The organism is Providencia sp. PROV188, assembly GCF_027595165.1.
GTDB classification, from domain to species: Bacteria; Pseudomonadota; Gammaproteobacteria; order Enterobacterales; family Enterobacteriaceae; genus Providencia; species Providencia lanzhouensis.
This window is the reverse complement of record NZ_CP097291.1, coordinates 1,737,062-1,753,340: the sequence shown is the minus strand read 5'-3', so window position 1 is coordinate 1,753,340 and position 16,279 is coordinate 1,737,062. Positions and strand designations below refer to the sequence as shown.

Annotated in this window: 17 protein-coding genes; 6 read left to right on the top strand and 11 right to left on the bottom strand. The window is 38.0% G+C overall.

Annotated features, from left to right (window positions below; genetic code table 11):
* Positions 1-208 precede the first annotated feature (208 nt).
* Entirely contained in the window at positions 209-718 is a 510-nt protein-coding gene (locus M5X66_RS07960; RefSeq protein WP_270103990.1) for an AAA family ATPase, read from the bottom strand.
* 276 nt (positions 719-994) lie between these two features.
* Between M5X66_RS07960 and M5X66_RS07955 the strand changes: the two genes are divergently transcribed.
* Both M5X66_RS07955 and M5X66_RS07950 read left to right on the top strand, forming a co-directional pair.
* A complete protein-coding gene (locus tag M5X66_RS07955) occupies positions 995-1,993 on the top strand; it encodes a 2-hydroxyacid dehydrogenase (protein ID WP_036948169.1) in 999 nt (332 codons plus the stop codon).
* Positions 1,994-2,007: 14 nt separating this feature from the next.
* Positions 2,008-2,445, top strand: a complete 438-nt coding sequence (locus tag M5X66_RS07950; protein ID WP_108478170.1) for an META domain-containing protein — start codon at positions 2,008-2,010, stop codon at positions 2,443-2,445.
* Between the two features lie 82 nt (positions 2,446-2,527).
* Here the strand turns inward: M5X66_RS07950 and grxB are convergent, their stop codons facing one another.
* Entirely contained in the window at positions 2,528-3,172 is a 645-nt protein-coding gene (grxB, locus tag M5X66_RS07945) for a glutaredoxin 2 (RefSeq protein ID WP_270103989.1), read from the bottom strand.
* Positions 3,173-3,794: 622 nt separating this feature from the next.
* Here grxB and M5X66_RS07940 point away from each other — a divergent pair.
* The gene (locus M5X66_RS07940; RefSeq protein WP_132495890.1) at positions 3,795-4,106 is read left to right on the top strand and encodes a helix-turn-helix domain-containing protein; all 312 of its coding nucleotides are present in this window, start codon (positions 3,795-3,797) and stop codon (positions 4,104-4,106) included.
* 239 nt (positions 4,107-4,345) lie between these two features.
* Here M5X66_RS07940 and M5X66_RS07935 read toward each other — a convergent pair whose 3' ends face one another.
* From M5X66_RS07935 to M5X66_RS07900, 8 genes are all read right to left on the bottom strand, one after another.
* Positions 4,346-5,362: a fimbrial protein gene (locus M5X66_RS07935; RefSeq protein WP_270103988.1), complete on the bottom strand. Its 1,017-nt coding sequence runs from the start codon at positions 5,360-5,362 to the stop codon at positions 4,346-4,348.
* A complete protein-coding gene (locus M5X66_RS07930) occupies positions 5,353-7,827 on the bottom strand; it encodes a fimbria/pilus outer membrane usher protein (RefSeq protein WP_270103987.1) in 2,475 nt (824 codons plus the stop codon). The genes M5X66_RS07935 and M5X66_RS07930 overlap by 10 nt, the downstream gene beginning before the upstream one ends.
* Positions 7,828-7,835: 8 nt before the next feature.
* Entirely contained in the window at positions 7,836-8,537 is a 702-nt protein-coding gene (locus M5X66_RS07925; protein ID WP_036948187.1) for a fimbrial biogenesis chaperone, read from the bottom strand.
* Positions 8,538-8,625: 88 nt separating this feature from the next.
* Entirely contained in the window at positions 8,626-9,201 is a 576-nt protein-coding gene (locus M5X66_RS07920; protein ID WP_036948189.1) for a fimbrial protein, read from the bottom strand.
* A 1,670-nt stretch (positions 9,202-10,871) separates the two neighbouring features.
* Positions 10,872-11,315, bottom strand: a complete 444-nt coding sequence (locus tag M5X66_RS07915; RefSeq protein WP_196231028.1) for a YcgN family cysteine cluster protein — start codon at positions 11,313-11,315, stop codon at positions 10,872-10,874.
* 17 nt (positions 11,316-11,332) lie between these two features.
* Complete coding sequence (locus M5X66_RS07910) at positions 11,333-11,989, bottom strand: fumarylacetoacetate hydrolase family protein (RefSeq protein WP_036948193.1); 657 nt, start codon at positions 11,987-11,989, stop codon at positions 11,333-11,335.
* Between the two features lie 20 nt (positions 11,990-12,009).
* Complete coding sequence (locus M5X66_RS07905) at positions 12,010-13,113, bottom strand: lytic murein transglycosylase (RefSeq protein ID WP_036948195.1); 1,104 nt, start codon at positions 13,111-13,113, stop codon at positions 12,010-12,012.
* Positions 13,114-13,162: 49 nt separating this feature from the next.
* Positions 13,163-13,432, bottom strand: coding sequence for a YcgL domain-containing protein (locus M5X66_RS07900; RefSeq protein WP_036948197.1), 270 nt, complete (start codon positions 13,430-13,432; stop codon positions 13,163-13,165).
* A gap of 129 nt (positions 13,433-13,561) precedes the next feature.
* Here M5X66_RS07900 and minC point away from each other — a divergent pair, with 129 nt between their 5' ends.
* From minC to minE, 3 genes are read left to right on the top strand one after another with little or no spacing between them, the layout of a single operon-like run.
* Positions 13,562-14,287 (top strand): septum site-determining protein MinC, encoded by a 726-nt coding sequence (minC, locus tag M5X66_RS07895; RefSeq protein WP_036948199.1) that lies wholly within the window; start codon positions 13,562-13,564, stop codon positions 14,285-14,287.
* A 23-nt stretch (positions 14,288-14,310) separates the two neighbouring features.
* Positions 14,311-15,126, top strand: a complete 816-nt coding sequence (gene minD / locus M5X66_RS07890; RefSeq protein WP_036948201.1) for a septum site-determining protein MinD — start codon at positions 14,311-14,313, stop codon at positions 15,124-15,126.
* 3 nt (positions 15,127-15,129) lie between these two features.
* On the top strand, positions 15,130-15,426 hold the full coding sequence (gene minE, locus M5X66_RS07885; protein ID WP_036948203.1) for a cell division topological specificity factor MinE: 297 nt from the start codon (positions 15,130-15,132) through the stop codon (positions 15,424-15,426).
* Between the two features lie 73 nt (positions 15,427-15,499).
* On the opposite strand, the gene M5X66_RS07880 is transcribed toward minE, so the two are convergent.
* Entirely contained in the window at positions 15,500-16,279 is a 780-nt protein-coding gene (locus M5X66_RS07880) for an energy transducer TonB (protein WP_154599301.1), read from the bottom strand.

Sequence of the window (16,279 nt, the reverse complement as noted above, 5' to 3'; positions counted from 1 at the left end):
AAGCAGCGATAAATATCATTGATGATATGGATGAAAATAAAGCGAAAGGATGCATTGGAACGAGCAGTTCAACGACTTGCATTGCGATGTAGGTCATTTCCATAATAACTATCTCCATTCAGATAAATATATTCTAATCTTTTAAAGCAGAAATGAACAACTTAACCCTATGTGTTCACTCCGTTACTTCATTATTTTCAGTCAGTTCTTAGTGAATATGTGATGCTGTATAGTTGGCAATTTCACGAAAACATGATGGTGTATCATGTGCAAATTTCACTTTCTCGGCAAATATCGGATTAGCTGCAAAAAACTCATCCAATCGCTGATCAAAGTGTTTAGCAAAACGCAGCAGTTCTAACGTATTCATCAAGGTTTCTTTTGGTCGCATGCCCTTTAATTGCGATATTAAAAAGCGTTTAATGATCCGAAAAGCGCAAACTCGATAAGGAATGTTGAGCCGAATGATTAATGAGCAATCGACAAAAAAAGGCGCTAAACGCTTGTCATAAGAGCCTTCCATTATCCAGCTTTCTTTAGATTTTATCTCCGAAATCAGTGAGTTCATGGTTTCCGGCGTATTTTTAACGTACTCCATTTGGGTTTTATTCCAATAAATGTCATCGTAGCCATATGCAGGGAGATTAAATTCTTCCGATAACTTTTGAGCGAGCGTTGTTTTCCCTGCTCCTGATATACCAATAATGCAAATTTTCACGCTGCTCCTTAACGTTCTTTGTTCTTTAAAACCAATCTATTCTGTAAAAGAAGAAAAATAAAACTTAACAATGGCATTATTTTAACACTAAAAATGACCGTCTTTGTTAAAGATAGTGAGCAAACGAAAATCAAACGTAAACAGTAAGATATTTTCTTAATTTAGAGGTGATTTACATCACTAATTGTCTTATTCTGAACGCATATTTTTGTAGGTTTGTTTATTTTACCTACACTTTGTCATTTATTGGTTCCTATAAATTATGGAGTTCCTCTGATGAAAATTGTTTCCTATAGCACCAAACAGTATGATCGCAAACATATGGAACAGGTCAACCAACAATCAGAGTTTAATTTTAATATTGAATACTTTGATTTTCCATTAACGGTTCAGACAGCTAAAAATGCCGTCGGTGCTGACGCAGTTTGCATTTTCGTTAATGATGAAGCAAACCGTGCTGTGCTGGAAGAGCTCGCGGCTCTCGATGTGCATATTCTCGCGTTACGCTGCGCTGGCTTTAATAATGTTGATTTAGATGCAGCCCATGAGTTGGGAATTCAAGTCGTTCGCGTTCCTGCTTATTCTCCTGAAGCTGTTGCAGAACATGCTGTTGGCATGATGCTATGCTTGAATCGCCGTATTCATCGCGCGTATCAACGTACTCGAGATGCTAACTTTTCTCTCGAAGGCCTAACTGGCTTTAACATGCATAACCGCACTGCGGGCATTATTGGTACAGGTAAAATTGGTCAAGCCACGTTACGAATTTTAAAAGGGTTTGGAATGCGCCTACTGGCTCATGACCCATACCCAAGCCAAGCCGTCCTTGATCTGGGTGCCGAATATGTCGATTTAGACACCTTGTATCGAGAATCCGATGTTATCTCTCTGCACTGTCCTTTAACACCGGAAAACCACCATTTGCTGGATGAAAACGCGTTTAATCGCATGAAATCAGGCGTAATGATCATCAATACCAGCCGTGGAGCTTTAGTCGATTCGGCTGCCGCGATTAATGCGCTCAAATCCCAAAAAATTGGCGCATTAGGTATGGATGTGTATGAGAATGAAAGAGATCTATTCTTTGAAGATAAATCTAATGATGTAATTCAAGATGATATCTTCCGCCGATTATCTTCTTGTCATAACGTATTATTTACCGGCCATCAGGCATTTTTAACCGAAGAAGCCTTAACAAGTATCAGCTTAACAACACTGAGTAATATTCAACAAATCAGTCGTGGCGAAAATTGCCCGAACGTTGTGAAGCCTTAGCAGGATCTCGCATCATGAAAAGATTGATCCCTCTAACGCTCTTTGGGTTGTTACTTGCAGCTTGCCAAACCCATCAGGTAAAGGCAGGTAGTAGTCAGCAATCCCTTGAGCAGCAGCTGATGCATCATAATTTTGTCTTAACTGAAGTGGATGGTCAGCGCATTGCCAAAAAACAGACCGCACCGTCCATTTCATTCGGTGAAAAAATGTTTGTCTCTGCCTCTATGTGTAATGACTTTAACGGAATGGGTGCAATTAATAATGCAACACTAAAAGTTAAAACATTAAGTAAAACAGAATTAGAGTGCGTAGATGAAGATCTTTCACGATGGGATACCTTAATTAACCGTATGCTGACAAATGGTGCAACAGTAACATTAACCAAAGATCATTTAACGTTGACACAAGGCCATTATAAACTTGTTTATATCTTGAGTGATTATATGCAGTAATCCTGCTTTTATTGCAAAATAAAAAACCGCCATTCTTAATTTGGCGGTTTTTTTATCTTCCTATATTAGTATTGCTTAAATATTATTTGGCTTGGCTGAATAACAAATTAATTCCTGTCGCTTTTGATGTGCGGTCCATATAGTCATGAATTGTGGTGCTAAAACCTATTTCTTTCACAATACTTAAGCTACGCAACACAGGGAAGATAATAAAATCATTAATATCTACAAGTGCTTTGTTACGCTTTTCTAGCCATACATCTAATAGATCCATATGCGGCTCTAACTCAATCAACAGCGTGTGCGTTTCTTTACGCAGTACAGATAAATCATCTCCATGAAACTTGCTAACACGCTGGATATACGCGGTTTTAGCCGCTTCCGTCGCTATTTCAGGAAACTCAGATTCAGTAAAACGTGGTGTCACTAATTTAGATACCGTCGACGAAACTGCTTTATACCAACTATCAATTTCAGGGCTAATTTCCCCTGCGGCTAAACGAGGCTCACTTAATTGGTCAATATAGCGCACAATATCTAAACTCTCAGGTAAATAGCTACCATCTTCTTTCTCTAGAATAGGTACCATTTTACGCCCTATCATACGTGTTGGGGTTTCGATATCGTTATCCAACAAAATCATTTCTTCTACCGCAACTTTTTTTAAGCCAAAAATCATTCTGGCGCGAACACAAAATGGACAATGATCATAGATATACAGTTTCATATTACCCTCACACACTCAGTGATAAAGCGAATTAAGTTAACTTAAGTATACTTGATATTTATACTTAGTGTAGTGCTAAAGAAATTTCTTTTTTATTATTTAATATAATAAATCTAGTTATATTTAATTATAAAAACAAAAATAAATAAAATTAATTGAAATTTAATTCACAAAAAAAGTAACACATTGCATTTTAAATTCCTGATTTTATATTTTAATTTAGAATTAAAATGAATAAATTATAGGATAACAAAAATGAAAACCATCCAAAATCAACCCCAACGTTTCATAATGAAACGGTTAAACTAATCTAATTAACATATTAAACAATTAACTAACAAACAAGATAAATGTTGATTTTATTAAACAGACAGGTTTAACCGCGTAATTCTAGCGGGATATTCTTATTGTTATTTTAATTCGGAATATTCAAAATGGCACTACAGAAACAAACGTCGAATTTTTGAATGTGACTATCACAAAATGAAAGACCATCATTGAAAGTTAAATACTTTAATTTGACGTTAATTTTAATTATTAGCTTTTAAACCAGCTTGTAATTTAATATAATATATAGTGAAAACGACTGATAATAACCTTAATAATAAGTTGAGTATGTCATATGGACATTCATAGTGTCATTGGTCTTAGAATAAAAAACCGGAGAAAAGAGCTAGGCTTGTCAGGTGCAAATCTAGCAAATAAGTTACATTTAAGTCAGCAGCAAATATCGCGGTATGAAAATGGTGTTAACAAGATCCCAATTGACCATCTGCTTGATATTGCTGAAATTTTAATGTGTCCTATTGAATGGTTCTTTAACGGTTATAAAAGTGAAATTAATAATAACGATGACCATTCATTCGACATTCCGAATAGAGAATTACAATACGCAGCAGAAAGTGTAATTATTCCATCTAAACATCACGCATAATAATCTTTTTTCGATTATCTAAAAATACCCAGTTAACGCTAATGTAGACCATTAATCTTCATCGATTAAAATTAGCTTTCTGGGTATTTTTTTATTTCTTTTAAAAAATTAAAGCTGCATATTATATATATAATAAAACATCCGACCTCACACCACTGACCAGCATTAATTTAAAAACAAAAAAATCGCATATGTTTTATTAAAAATATGCGATTTCCTATTGAAGTTGAATATGATTTTTAATCGTAAGTGACATTGAAAACTAAGTGTGACCGAACATCACCTGCCGAAATGGCTCTCTCATAAGGAAAATATCGAGCGGTTAAAGGAAAAATCAATAAGTCATCCTGATTATTCACTACCGTACCGACTTTATAACTACGAGTAAAACTTAATGGTGCTTTACTACTTCTTTCTATTACTTGAATACCAACACCCTTTGCACCATTAGTTCCAGCTTCTTCATTTCTTAGTACGCCATTAACATCACTCGCCGACGCATTTCCACGAAAATCAATATTAAATGTAGTTAATCCTGAAGAGGTAATTCCACCGTTACACTCCATGGTAATATCAAAATCAATCTCTCCTACAGGCGCTTGATAAGCGGTCAATTGATTACGCTTTATCGGCGCGAGTGTCACATTCTGTTCTCGTCCACCATTGATTAAGCAAGATGGCGATACAATCGTGATCGCATTTCCTTGTAGATACGTTCGAATTAATGGATCCGTATTATGTTTATAACCATATTCGGTGTACTGCCCATTGGCAATTGTGCCAGAACCTGTTTTTCTTGCGGTTTTTATCAACGTTAATGTGAACGTTGAGTTTTCAAGGTATACGCTTACGCCATTTCGTCCGCCATAAATCGTATGAGTACCGGGATAGAGAATATTGACTTGGTTTCCACCTCGTTCAAATTTCATACCTATTCCTGGAATACTGGATTGATAAACGCCATCACCTAAATGACGCAGACCCCCCATCACCACTTCAGCTTGAAGCGTATTCGTTCCATAACATGTTAAATACGATTGATAGCCATTAGTACGCATAGGCCATTGTTTTCTCATAATAACCCCTCCAACAGGAAGGTTTGGATCAACAACAACATTGCCTAAGGTCATATTGAGATCTATGGGTCTTACATTCTTGCGATAACAAACATCTGCATACCCGAAAGCTAATGCATACTGAGTAGTAAGGAGAACACCAGCACCAATTAGCCAGCGCCATTTTTTGATCATTGACATAGACTCTCCTGACTATTTTCCGTCGTTAATGGGAACGAACACTCTCCGCCTTCCCACTTCACTGTCGCAAGTTTAGATTCATTATTACTGATAAAGACTGTCCCACCTTGCCCTACAACACCAATGTAATTCCCTTGAGGATCCAACACATTGGCACCGAATGGCAGCGCTTTACTGTTCGGTCGAACGACGCTATACACTGCGTTTTTCTCAACTTTCGTATCAAAAACAACTTTTACAACGCTACCTTCATACGGTACAACTTGCGCTGTGGTACTGTTAAACACGATATCTTCAGGGCTACCTTTCGGGTCAATGTCGACATTATTAATACGATAAGGGCGAACATAAGGCGCTAACGCATACCCATGGCTATCAATTTTGGTGTTCTGTGACCCCATGACAGAAGCTCCTTCGGCCCCCTTCGCTTCTATTAATGCAATCGTTGAAGAGGTATTCGGCGAGAATGTGACTCCACCCTCATGCACCACCATTGATCCATTAGCAGAAGCACCATATTGACGATAACCATTACCTTGGCTGTAGTTAGCATTCGTATTCACAACCGAAGTTTGATATCCCGTATTCAGTGCAAAATTACTATTACCATGTTCTTCAAACGACGTATTTAAACCATAAGTCCAATTATTATCTGTATCAATTGCCCCATTAACTCCCACTTGTGAAGAACCAAATTTATCATTATTAAAGATGGTGTTTGAGGTAATGGCAGCGTAATTGCGATCCCCGAAATAGAGAGGGAAGTTCACATTTAAACTCACACGGTCATCTTGCGTTCTTTGCGTATTATCTGAATAGACTCGCATAAATGAGATGCCATACGAAAAGCGTTCAAATTGGTTGTTGTAATTTAATTGGTACTGTTTTTCGATACCGCTACGGTTCCAATAACTTGAAATACGTCCAGTGAAATAGAAACTACCTAAGTCGTACGGTAAATTTTGGTTAATTGTGTAGCTAAAACCGTTTTTCTCACGCCCTAATGAACTATCTATTCCTTTCTTATCCGCATCAATCGTGTAAATCGCATTAGAAAGACTGTAATAATCTTCTGTTGAATAACGGTATGCCGCTAATACAAGGTTTGTGTCAGTATCAGAAAATAACTTATTAAAAGTAAACCGATAACTCTGCCCCATATCCGTTTTTTGATTGAATACCGTTCTTGATTGGGTAACATCGACGGCAACCGCACCAATAACCGTATTCACACCCGCACCTAGCAAATAAGCCTGATAGTCATCAAATGCCGTGATTCCACCATACAGTGTGAACGTGTTATTTAAACCGTGCTGCAAAGTACCTTGCATAATGAACGGTTGGTTACTGATGCCTTTAGCATCTGATTTACCACCTGACAGTTGATAACGGGTATAACCGGGACGTAGTAACTGTGCCATAGACGTGTAAGGCACACTAAAAGAAGATTCACTTCCATCTGCCTCTTTGATAGTCACAACAAGGTCATTACCATAACCAGATGGGTACACATCATTGAGGTTAAATGGCCCAGGGGAAACCGAGGTTTGATAAATAACGACGTCATTTTGTTTGACGGTAACAAGGGCATTACTTTGTGCAACACCTCGAATTTCAGGTACAAAAGAACTCATGCTATCAGGATACATTGTATCGTCAGTGGCAATTTTAGCCCCTAATAAACTGATACTGTCGAACATATCCCCGTCAGTATAAAACTGACCTGCGGTTGCTTTAGATTTCAATCCAACAATAGGACGTTGTAAATAGGTTTGGTTACTATGCCAATTAGCACCCTCTTTACGTTGCCAATTTAAATTTCCAATATGCTTTAATAACCAACCGTCATAGCTTAATCCTGCATTTAATCCGAGATAAGCACTCGCATTATTGTTACCATTTGAGCGACTATCATAATAGTTACTCATATACCCCAGATTCAACGCAGGGACTCCAGTTTCCCAAAATTGTTCAGAGACATAGCCACGAGATGATTTCTGCTCATAAATTTGAGGAACAGAAATATCAACTCGTAATGTTGATGAGTGAAATGTGTCACTAACATCAGGATCACTATTCCACTGAGTTAAAAAGAGACACTCTTTGCTATCGGGTTTCGCCGTCGGGGCAAACTTTTCGACATTAATACCCAAGTCAGATAACAGGGCTGGGGTATAGCAGGTTCCTAACTGTCCATTTTCTTTTGCGACGAAATCAAGGTCGTATCGCCCTTTCCAACTCCCATTGGTATATACATCAACGGAATATTTTCCTGGGCCAATCCCTGTTGTATTAAATCTGTCAAAATCAACGTTTTCTTGGCTACCTATAATGAAACCACTGTTAAATTCATACGTGGTATCTTCTTCACTCCAAGCATAAAACGACGGTAAAGCACAGACTGTGACTAAACCTGTCACTGAGAGTAAGTTTGTATATTTATTTTTTAACTCTCTCTGCTTCATTCTAAATCCTATTTAACGGTAGTTTTTACCGCTACATCTGAGCCGTAATCGTTGATATTGTTAATAATAATTTTAGTTCCTGACGTCAGTGCTCGCTTGAGTGTCACTGTCGACTGGCTTTTAGGCTCTAAAAAAATTGTTTCATTATTCAATCCGTTAGAACCATCAGTAGAAATTTTTGTAATAGTAATAAAGTATGGCGACGGGTTGCCGATATTAAGTTTGCTGCCATCTGCTTTAACAACGAGTTGCTCAGGAGCAAGCTCTCGGCTACCTAGGCCTGATGGGCGATAGAAAAATTTAAAACGAGAACGGATAGCCAATTGCAGCACATTTTGATTTTCTTCTGCTTTATTTTTGACCATTGGTGGAATGTCTAACAAATTCAGCCACCATAAGGATTCTCTGTCTTGTGGTAAGGCGGATTTATCCATCAGCTTAATGCGGATAGTTTGTCCACCTTTTGCTTCAATTCGGGAAATCGGTGGCGTGAGTTGAAATGGCGTTTTAATCGTATCAGGTGTTTCAGATGCATCACCTGTATCAAGCCATGCCTGGGCCATAGCCGGGCGGTCAGCCGTATTATTTAATTGGATAGTGATTTCTTTCTCATCGCTAGGATAAACAAAACGAGTACCGTTAACGATGATGTTATTTGCAAATGCTGTCATACTCGACAGTAAGCAAAGGCTAAATAGAATGGCTTTCATGTAGGCCTCAAAGCAAAAAGCGGCAGTTAGCCCACCGCTTACTAACTCATGCTTTTATCGAAAATGTCGATAAAAACTGACTGAAAAATTAGTTATAAGTAATTTCGTAAGTCGCGTAGCTTTGGATTTCACCCGCGCTTACAGTGTCAGGAGTTGCTGTTGAGTAACCAACATAGTAAGTGAAACGAGTATTGCTACCGTTTTTCTCACCAACTGCTTTTGGTTGGCTTGCTTGACCTGGGAAAATTTTAGTGGTTTTTTCGCCGTCAGTAGACAGTGCTAATTGGATGTTTTTAGCGCCATTAACAACAGTGTTAGCTAAGCTACCGTTAGTATTAGCAGCTAAGTTACCACCAGTCCAACGCACGCCTAAGGCTGCAGTATCAGTAACAGGTTTGCCGCTTTGTGCACAATCACTGATTTCGATAGCGAAAGTTTTTGGTTTTAGAATAGTATTAGCGCCACCGTTTTTAACTTCTTGTAAAGAAACAGGTGCTAAATACACAGTTGCATCGCTGCCTTGACCATCAACAGAAACGTTACAAGAAACATCCATAACTTTACCGTTAAAGTTAACTTGGCCACCGCCAACTGAAGTTGCTGCATTTGCTGTTGTGAAACCAAGAACTGTTGCTGCGATAGCAGTCAGTAAAACTTTTTTCATTTTCAATTCCTAAGATGAGTTTTTTATTTATTGCTTATACAAATTATTAAGAGGTCTTTTATTCAGTCTTGGGTAACAGCAAAAACAGAGCTCGACCGTATTAAAATACAGCCAGAAGTCAGCATATTTAAAGCTTCTAACAGATCCCTGTAATGCACAAATCAAAAGTAGCTCAGTGCATTCTGTTTTTGACCAACAACTTGTATGACCATCTAATTCGAAGCAAAGAATACATAAAAACTTATGTGTCATTAAATCGTTTTTACCTTAGCTTATTAACATTTTGATAGGCGTAGACTATTGCAAATGATCTATTAATCGAAATGGTCAATATATTAATTACACTTAATAAGTCATATTTAGAGGCTGAATAAGCATATTCAAAAATAAATATTTAAATTTATAAAATTTAATTTCGATTTTATAAGATATAAAAGATTTTTGTGAATATTTTAAATTTGAGATATAAGTTAAATTTTGTATTTTTATTTACATTTAGACACTTTTTCTAGTCTTTTGATTACAAAATAGAGTCACGCTATACGTGTTAAAAATACGTAATTGATAAATTTTTCTTATTAAAATAACCCATGTTCATATTGAAACATTTGCCAATAAATAAAATTAAATATCGAATTATTATTCCAACCCACAAATTAACCCTCATTGAGAGTAAAAGAATTATCTATAACTTTATTGCGCATTAGGGCAAAGTAAAAAGTTATATAACAACAATTTTTCAGTGACTACCACTATCGTAGAGGGAATAGAAAAAACACAGTAAAGAAGCAGGGAGAATATTTATGATAAAAAATCATAAATACCGCAAGATAATGCTCCTGTCATATAATAAGACTTTGACAATTTAATCTTATTAAGAGTATCAGGGTGTGAGGCTATGTAAGCGGAAATAATCATTTCTGATCTAACAATACTAAATAAGTGGTACTTTTTAACCAAAAACTTGATCTGTATCAAAATTTGGCGAATTTGCGTAATTCAGTGATATATAAGGTTATTTGCCAATAATAACAGTTCGACCAAATTTATAAAAATTGCCTAAAAAATGCATATTAGGAATATTCCTAAAAACGCATTTTGTGAGTTTTTGATTTGTCTTATGTCTTCATTTTGAACAAAAAAGCATTTAAAGCTAAGTGCTAATCGATTTTAACACTACCTATTCTACCCATCTTTTCAGTGAACTAACGTGACAATAACGTTAATAATAGTTCTATTTAGATAACATTGACTCATTAAATTAGCTCTTGAATGACAATATGATATTTGAGTGAAATAAGACAGAAAAAGTATATTATTTCAATATGCTATGAAATATCACTTAAAATCACCATGTGTGTGAATTAGGCTGACTGAATATTATTTAAATATCACTCTACTTTTTATTAAAGAATATTTAACATTTGAACATTACTAAATATAAACCAAGTTTGTTCTCATTTATAAGTAATCTATTTCAATAGGTTCCACAAAGTACAAATATCTTCTTTGTAATAAAAAATCTTGACAGGTGATTAATAGTGATTGTTTTTTGTTCGATTTGTCATTTTTAATCGAATTGATGGCGTTGGATCTAATGAGGGCGTAAGGATAAAAAACCCGCTCAGTGTAAATGAAGCGGGTTTTTAGAAGAGTCGATTAGTGATGCATTATCTGTCGTTTGGTCGGTTCATAATATGATCTTCCCACTCTACCACATCAATTTCTCGTACTGCGATATGGCGAACTGAAATACCTTCATTATGCATTGCAGCTTTTGAACCAGTTTTCAATGGATGCCATGCAGGAAGCGGCTTTCCTTCCATTAACAAACGGTATGCACAGGTACTTGGTAACCAAGCGAATGTTTCCAGATTATCCCGAGTCAGTTTTATGCAATCCGCTTCATATTTGAAACGATCTGCATAATGTCTGCACTGACAGGTTTTAATATTTAACTGGTTGCAAGCCACATTAGTGAAATAGATCTCATCGGTGTCTTCATCCATTAATTTATGCAAGCAGCATTGCCCACATCCATCACAGAGAGATTCCCACTCTTCATCGGTCATTTCATCTAAGGTTTTAACCTGCCAGAAAAACTGAGACATAATACTGCAAAATCCTATACTTAAATGACTCTAGTGGTCAGTGAATTATCATTAATCGTTAGCTTTAACATATCCCCAGAAGCCAATGGCCCCACACCTTCCGGTGTGCCGGTTAAGATAACGTCTCCAGGACGTAGGGTAAAGAAACGGGACATATAGCTAATGAGCGGTAAAACTGGCGTGATCATATCACGGGTCGAGCCAGACTGACGAATCTCGCCGTTGATTTCTAAACTCAGTGACATATTTTGCAGGTCACTGGTACCACTAACGGGAATAAATCCTGAAATTGGACATGAACCATCAAAAGCTTTGCTTTTTTCCCATGGCTGCCCTGCTTTCTTAAATTTCGCCTGTAAATCCCTTAGGGTTAAATCAAGTGCGACTGCATAACCGGCAATTGCACGAGCAACCCTATCTTCATCCGCATTTTTAAGAGGCATACCGATCAAAATCGCCATCTCAACTTCATGGTGAACCGAGCCTAATTCTTTAGGAATAACAATTGGCTGGTTCACATCACACAGGGCAGTTTCCGGTTTAATAAATAAGACAGGTTCCTCAGGTAATGCTGAACCCATTTCTTTAATATGTTTGGCATAGTTACTGCCCACACAAACTACTTTATTGGCAGGGAAATCTAATAAAGCACCTTGCCAGTCGCGATGTTGATACATATCGGTAACTCCTATTATCGTTATTGTATTTTTGCAGCGATACCATCCGCCATCATACAAACACTTAATGCGAAATAATATGAACGATTCCAATGCATAATCGTGCGGAAGTTTTGGGTCACTAAGAACGTTCGACCTTCAGGGTCATCAGGAATAACCACCCATGTTTTTAAATCTGGCGATAGTCGAGAAAATGCAGGTAATTTAACCCCTAATTTTTCCCACTCCTGAACGGTTTTTCCTTGTTCCGTTTTAACCCCTTCTAAGCTACGGTTAAAATCAGCTGGTAGTGAAACTTGATAGCCCCATGGTAATGCAGATTGCCATCCTTCCGTGGATAAATAGTTGGCAACTGAAGCAAAGACATCGGCTTTGTTATTCCAAATGTCCATTTTGCCGTCACCATCGCCATCTGCGGCATAGGATAAATAAGACGTTGGCATAAATTGGCTCTGCCCCATCGCCCCAGCCCATGAACCTTTCAGTTGCTGATCTTCAGGAATATAACCTTTATCCATGATTTCCAAGGCTGCTAATAATTGCTTACTAAACAGTGCTTCACGACGCCCTTCAAAAGAGAGTGTGGCAAGCGCTGAAATTACATCTTCTTTACCCTGTGAACGACCAAAACCACTTTCGAGTCCCCATAAAGAGACAATGTACTGTGGCGGTACACCATATTTCTGGCTAATTGCGTTCAATACCGCTTGGTTTTCATAGTACTTTTCAACACCCGCATTAATGCGAGATTGTGGTAAGACATTTTTTAAATAGCTGGCTAACGTCACTGTTGCGCGTTTTTCAGGTTGCCCTTTATCCGCTTTTACGACACGTTCAAGGAAATAAATGTTAGCAAAGCCACGATCAATCGTAGACTGTTTGATACCTTGAGCCGCAGCATGTTGTTTCAGCAATTCCACATAGGCAGGAAATTGTGAAGGCTCACGTTGTTCAATTGGAAAAGCTTTATCTAGTGCGATAACTTCTTTCTCAATCGCAGCTTCTTGTGCCGTTGTCAGAATTCGAGTTTCGTTTGCTTGAGTTGCAGCTTTTTGGGTTTGCGGAGCACTGCAACTTGCTAAAAGTACACCAGCGACTAAGGTATATAATAACGTTGGCTTCATTTTTATCCTCCTGACGATAATGGCTTTTTAAGGATCATCCTAAATTGTCTTAGTCGTTTAATTCGCGATATTCAGAAAGTAAATTTTCAACCGGAGGTGGAAATTGCAAGTAGTAGCCAACGTCTTGAAGGTCAGCTCGAACTCGCTCAATGTCCGCATTTGCTAGCTTTTCACGTTTATCCAATGAAATTAACATTGAAAACTGTGGTTTGCCAAATTGCTTCAGGAGTTCTTCTGGTACGCGTGAAAAGTCATCTTTCTTTTCGACATATAAATAAGTTTGATCACGGTTCGGGCTTCTATAAATTGCACAAATCATTATATTTAACTCTTTTTCTTAGTTCGTAAGCTTGCTTGAAGTATGCAGTAACTATAACATGCTATTGTTTTACTGAGTATCTTCACCCGAGGATTGTTTCGGAAATTTTAATTTGCTGAGTCTAGATAGATGCCACAATCGCCAATAGAACTTAAAGGCAGCAGTTTTACTCTTTCAGTCATTCACTTACACAGTGAAGAGCCTAAACTCATCAAAAAAGCGCTGCAAGACAAGGTCAATCAGGCTCCTGATTTTCTTAAAAATGCCCCAGTTGTTATTAATGTTGCGGAATTAACTCACCATGCGGATATGTACAGTATCCACAAAGCGATTGTCTCTGCAGGTCTTCGAATTGTGGGTGTCAGCGGCTGTACTGATCCACTGTTAAGACAAAAGATCAATGAAGCGGGCTTACCAGTGCTTATTGAAGGTAAAAGCAAAAAAGCGCCAGAACCATCAACGGATGACGTTACTTTTGCGAAATCGGATATTGCCCCACAACCTGCTCCAATTGAATCTGCTTATCGCAAAACCCGTATTATCAATACTCCTGTTCGTTCAGGTCAGCGTATTTATGCGCCAAATAGTGATCTCATCGTCACAAGTAATGTTAGTGCAGGTGCAGAATTATTAGCAGATGGTAATATTCATATCTATGGCGTTATGAGAGGTCGTGCCCTTGCTGGTGCCTCAGGTGATATGGAAAGCCAGATTTATTGTACTCATTTGCAAGCAGAGCTAGTGTCCATTGCAGGCGAGTATTGGTTGAGTGATCAGATACCTACTGAATTTCTCGCCAAAGCAGCTAAACTTTGTTTAGTTGATAACAAACTTAATATTGAATACTTAAATTAGACCTTATTTACAAGGAATTATTCATGGCACGCATAATTGTTGTTACTTCTGGTAAAGGTGGCGTTGGTAAAACCACTTCAAGCGCGGCCATAGCTACCGGCCTAGCTCAAAAAGGGAAGAAAACCGTAGTTATCGATTTCGATATCGGTCTGCGTAACCTTGACCTAATCATGGGGTGTGAACGTCGAGTAGTCTATGACTTCGTTAACGTTATCCAAGGTGATGCAACTCTTAATCAGGCGTTAATCAAAGATAAACGTACTGAAAACCTTTATATTCTTCCTGCATCACAAACTCGTGATAAAGACGCGCTGACTCGTGAAGGTGTTGAAAAAATTCTTGATGAACTCAGCAACGAAATGGCGTTTGACTTTATTATCTGTGACTCTCCTGCCGGTATTGAAAGTGGCGCATTAATGGCGCTTTATTTTGCTGATGAAGCCATTATCACAACTAACCCAGAAGTCTCTTCTGTTCGTGACTCAGACCGTATTTTAGGGATCTTATCCTCTAAATCTCGTCGCGCAGAACAAGGTCAAGACCCAATTAAAGAGCGTTTATTATTAACTCGCTACAACCCAGGTCGAGTGACTCGTGGTGATATGCTGAGTATGGAAGACGTTTTAGAAATTCTGTGCATTCCATTAGTGGGTGTGATCCCAGAAGATCAGTCTGTTTTACGTTCATCTAACCAAGGTGAACCTGTCATTCTGGACTCTGACTCTGAAGCAGGACAAGCATATAGCGACTGTGTAGAACGTATTTTAGGTGAAGATCGCCCTATGCGTTTCATTGAAGAAGAGAAAAAAGGCTTCTTAAAGCGTCTATTTGGGGGATAAATAATGGCTTTATTGGATTTCTTTCTGTCGAGAAAAAAGACGACAGCAAATATCGCAAAAGAGCGACTGCAGATCATCGTTGCTGAACGTCGTCGCGGTGATAGTGAGCCAGCTTATCTTGCTGATATGAAGCGAGATATTTTGCAAGTTATTTGCAAGTATGTTCAAGTTGACCCAGAAATGTTATCCGTACAATTTGAACAAAAAGATGATGATATTTCTGTTCTCGAATTAAACGTCACCCTTCCTGAAGCGGAAGAAGGTAAAGACGTTAAAGAAGCAAAACCAGCAGAACAGTAATATTGTACAATGCCGCTATATCGCTATATTTATATAACGCCATAGCGGCTTGATTTTGTTAGCGATTTCAGTATTAGTCTAACTTGAAGTTAATTTTTAATATCATTTTTCTGTTCATATTTTCAGGCGGCTTACCGAGTGGCTTGCAACGCTTAATCGCATCCAATATCGCCTGTTCAAAAAATTGGCTCTTTTCTGAATCCACCACTTTCGCATTGACCAACTCACCTTTCTCTGTGACATCAAACTGAACTTGAATACCCCCTTGTATACGCATTTTGCGTGCTCGTCGCGGGTACTGTTTATGTCTATCAATTTCCCGTTTGATCTGGTCTAAATAGCGCTGTTTGGCATTGATGCTATTTTCACCATCAGAAAAATGAGCGAGATCACCTTGCTGCCCTGCTGCTAAAGAATTTGCTGTGTTTTCTCCTTCTTTAGCTCTTTGGGTTTGCAAATCATCTCGAAGGCTTTCTTTCTTGGTTTTTTCTTCCGGCTTAGCCTTATTTTTTATAGAACTACGTTTTTCAGATTTCACTTCTTTGGGTGTTCTTTCAGCGACGGTATTTGAGGTATTATCTTGCTGGTTACGCTGCTTTCTGACCTTGATATTGGCGTACTCAAGCTCCTCAATAACATTGAGTTCACCGCCAGTTACCGATTGGCTTTCTTGGGGGATGCTCACTTGTTGCTCAACTAAAAACTGGGTTAACGCGACGGTCACTACTGGCGAAATTAACGGTGCTGTCATTTTGAATGACAATGAATTGAATGCAAAAAAACAGAAATAAATAATGGTGCCGTGTAATAAGCCAGAAAGCGGTAATCCATAATAAATTCGAAAATAATTCAT

Coding starts and splice junctions, on each gene's coding strand:
- M5X66_RS07955 (WP_036948169.1), top strand. CDS start 995: ATGAAAATTGTTTCCTATAGCACCAAACAGTATGATCGCAAACATATG.
- M5X66_RS07950 (WP_108478170.1), top strand. CDS start 2,008: ATGAAAAGATTGATCCCTCTAACGCTCTTTGGGTTGTTACTTGCAGCT.
- grxB (WP_270103989.1), bottom strand. CDS start 3,172: ATGAAACTGTATATCTATGATCATTGTCCATTTTGTGTTCGCGCCAGA.
- M5X66_RS07940 (WP_132495890.1), top strand. CDS start 3,795: ATGGACATTCATAGTGTCATTGGTCTTAGAATAAAAAACCGGAGAAAA.
- M5X66_RS07935 (WP_270103988.1), bottom strand. CDS start 5,362: ATGTCAATGATCAAAAAATGGCGCTGGCTAATTGGTGCTGGTGTTCTC.
- M5X66_RS07930 (WP_270103987.1), bottom strand. CDS start 7,827: ATGAAGCAGAGAGAGTTAAAAAATAAATATACAAACTTACTCTCAGTG.
- M5X66_RS07925 (WP_036948187.1), bottom strand. CDS start 8,537: ATGAAAGCCATTCTATTTAGCCTTTGCTTACTGTCGAGTATGACAGCA.
- M5X66_RS07920 (WP_036948189.1), bottom strand. CDS start 9,201: ATGAAAAAAGTTTTACTGACTGCTATCGCAGCAACAGTTCTTGGTTTC.
- M5X66_RS07910 (WP_036948193.1), bottom strand. CDS start 11,989: ATGTATCAACATCGCGACTGGCAAGGTGCTTTATTAGATTTCCCTGCC.
- M5X66_RS07905 (WP_036948195.1), bottom strand. CDS start 13,113: ATGAAGCCAACGTTATTATATACCTTAGTCGCTGGTGTACTTTTAGCA.
- M5X66_RS07900 (WP_036948197.1), bottom strand. CDS start 13,432: ATGATTTGTGCAATTTATAGAAGCCCGAACCGTGATCAAACTTATTTA.
- minC (WP_036948199.1), top strand. CDS start 13,562: ATGCCACAATCGCCAATAGAACTTAAAGGCAGCAGTTTTACTCTTTCA.
- minD (WP_036948201.1), top strand. CDS start 14,311: ATGGCACGCATAATTGTTGTTACTTCTGGTAAAGGTGGCGTTGGTAAA.
- minE (WP_036948203.1), top strand. CDS start 15,130: ATGGCTTTATTGGATTTCTTTCTGTCGAGAAAAAAGACGACAGCAAAT.
- M5X66_RS07880 (WP_154599301.1), bottom strand. CDS start 16,279: ATGAATTATTTTCGAATTTATTATGGATTACCGCTTTCTGGCTTATTA.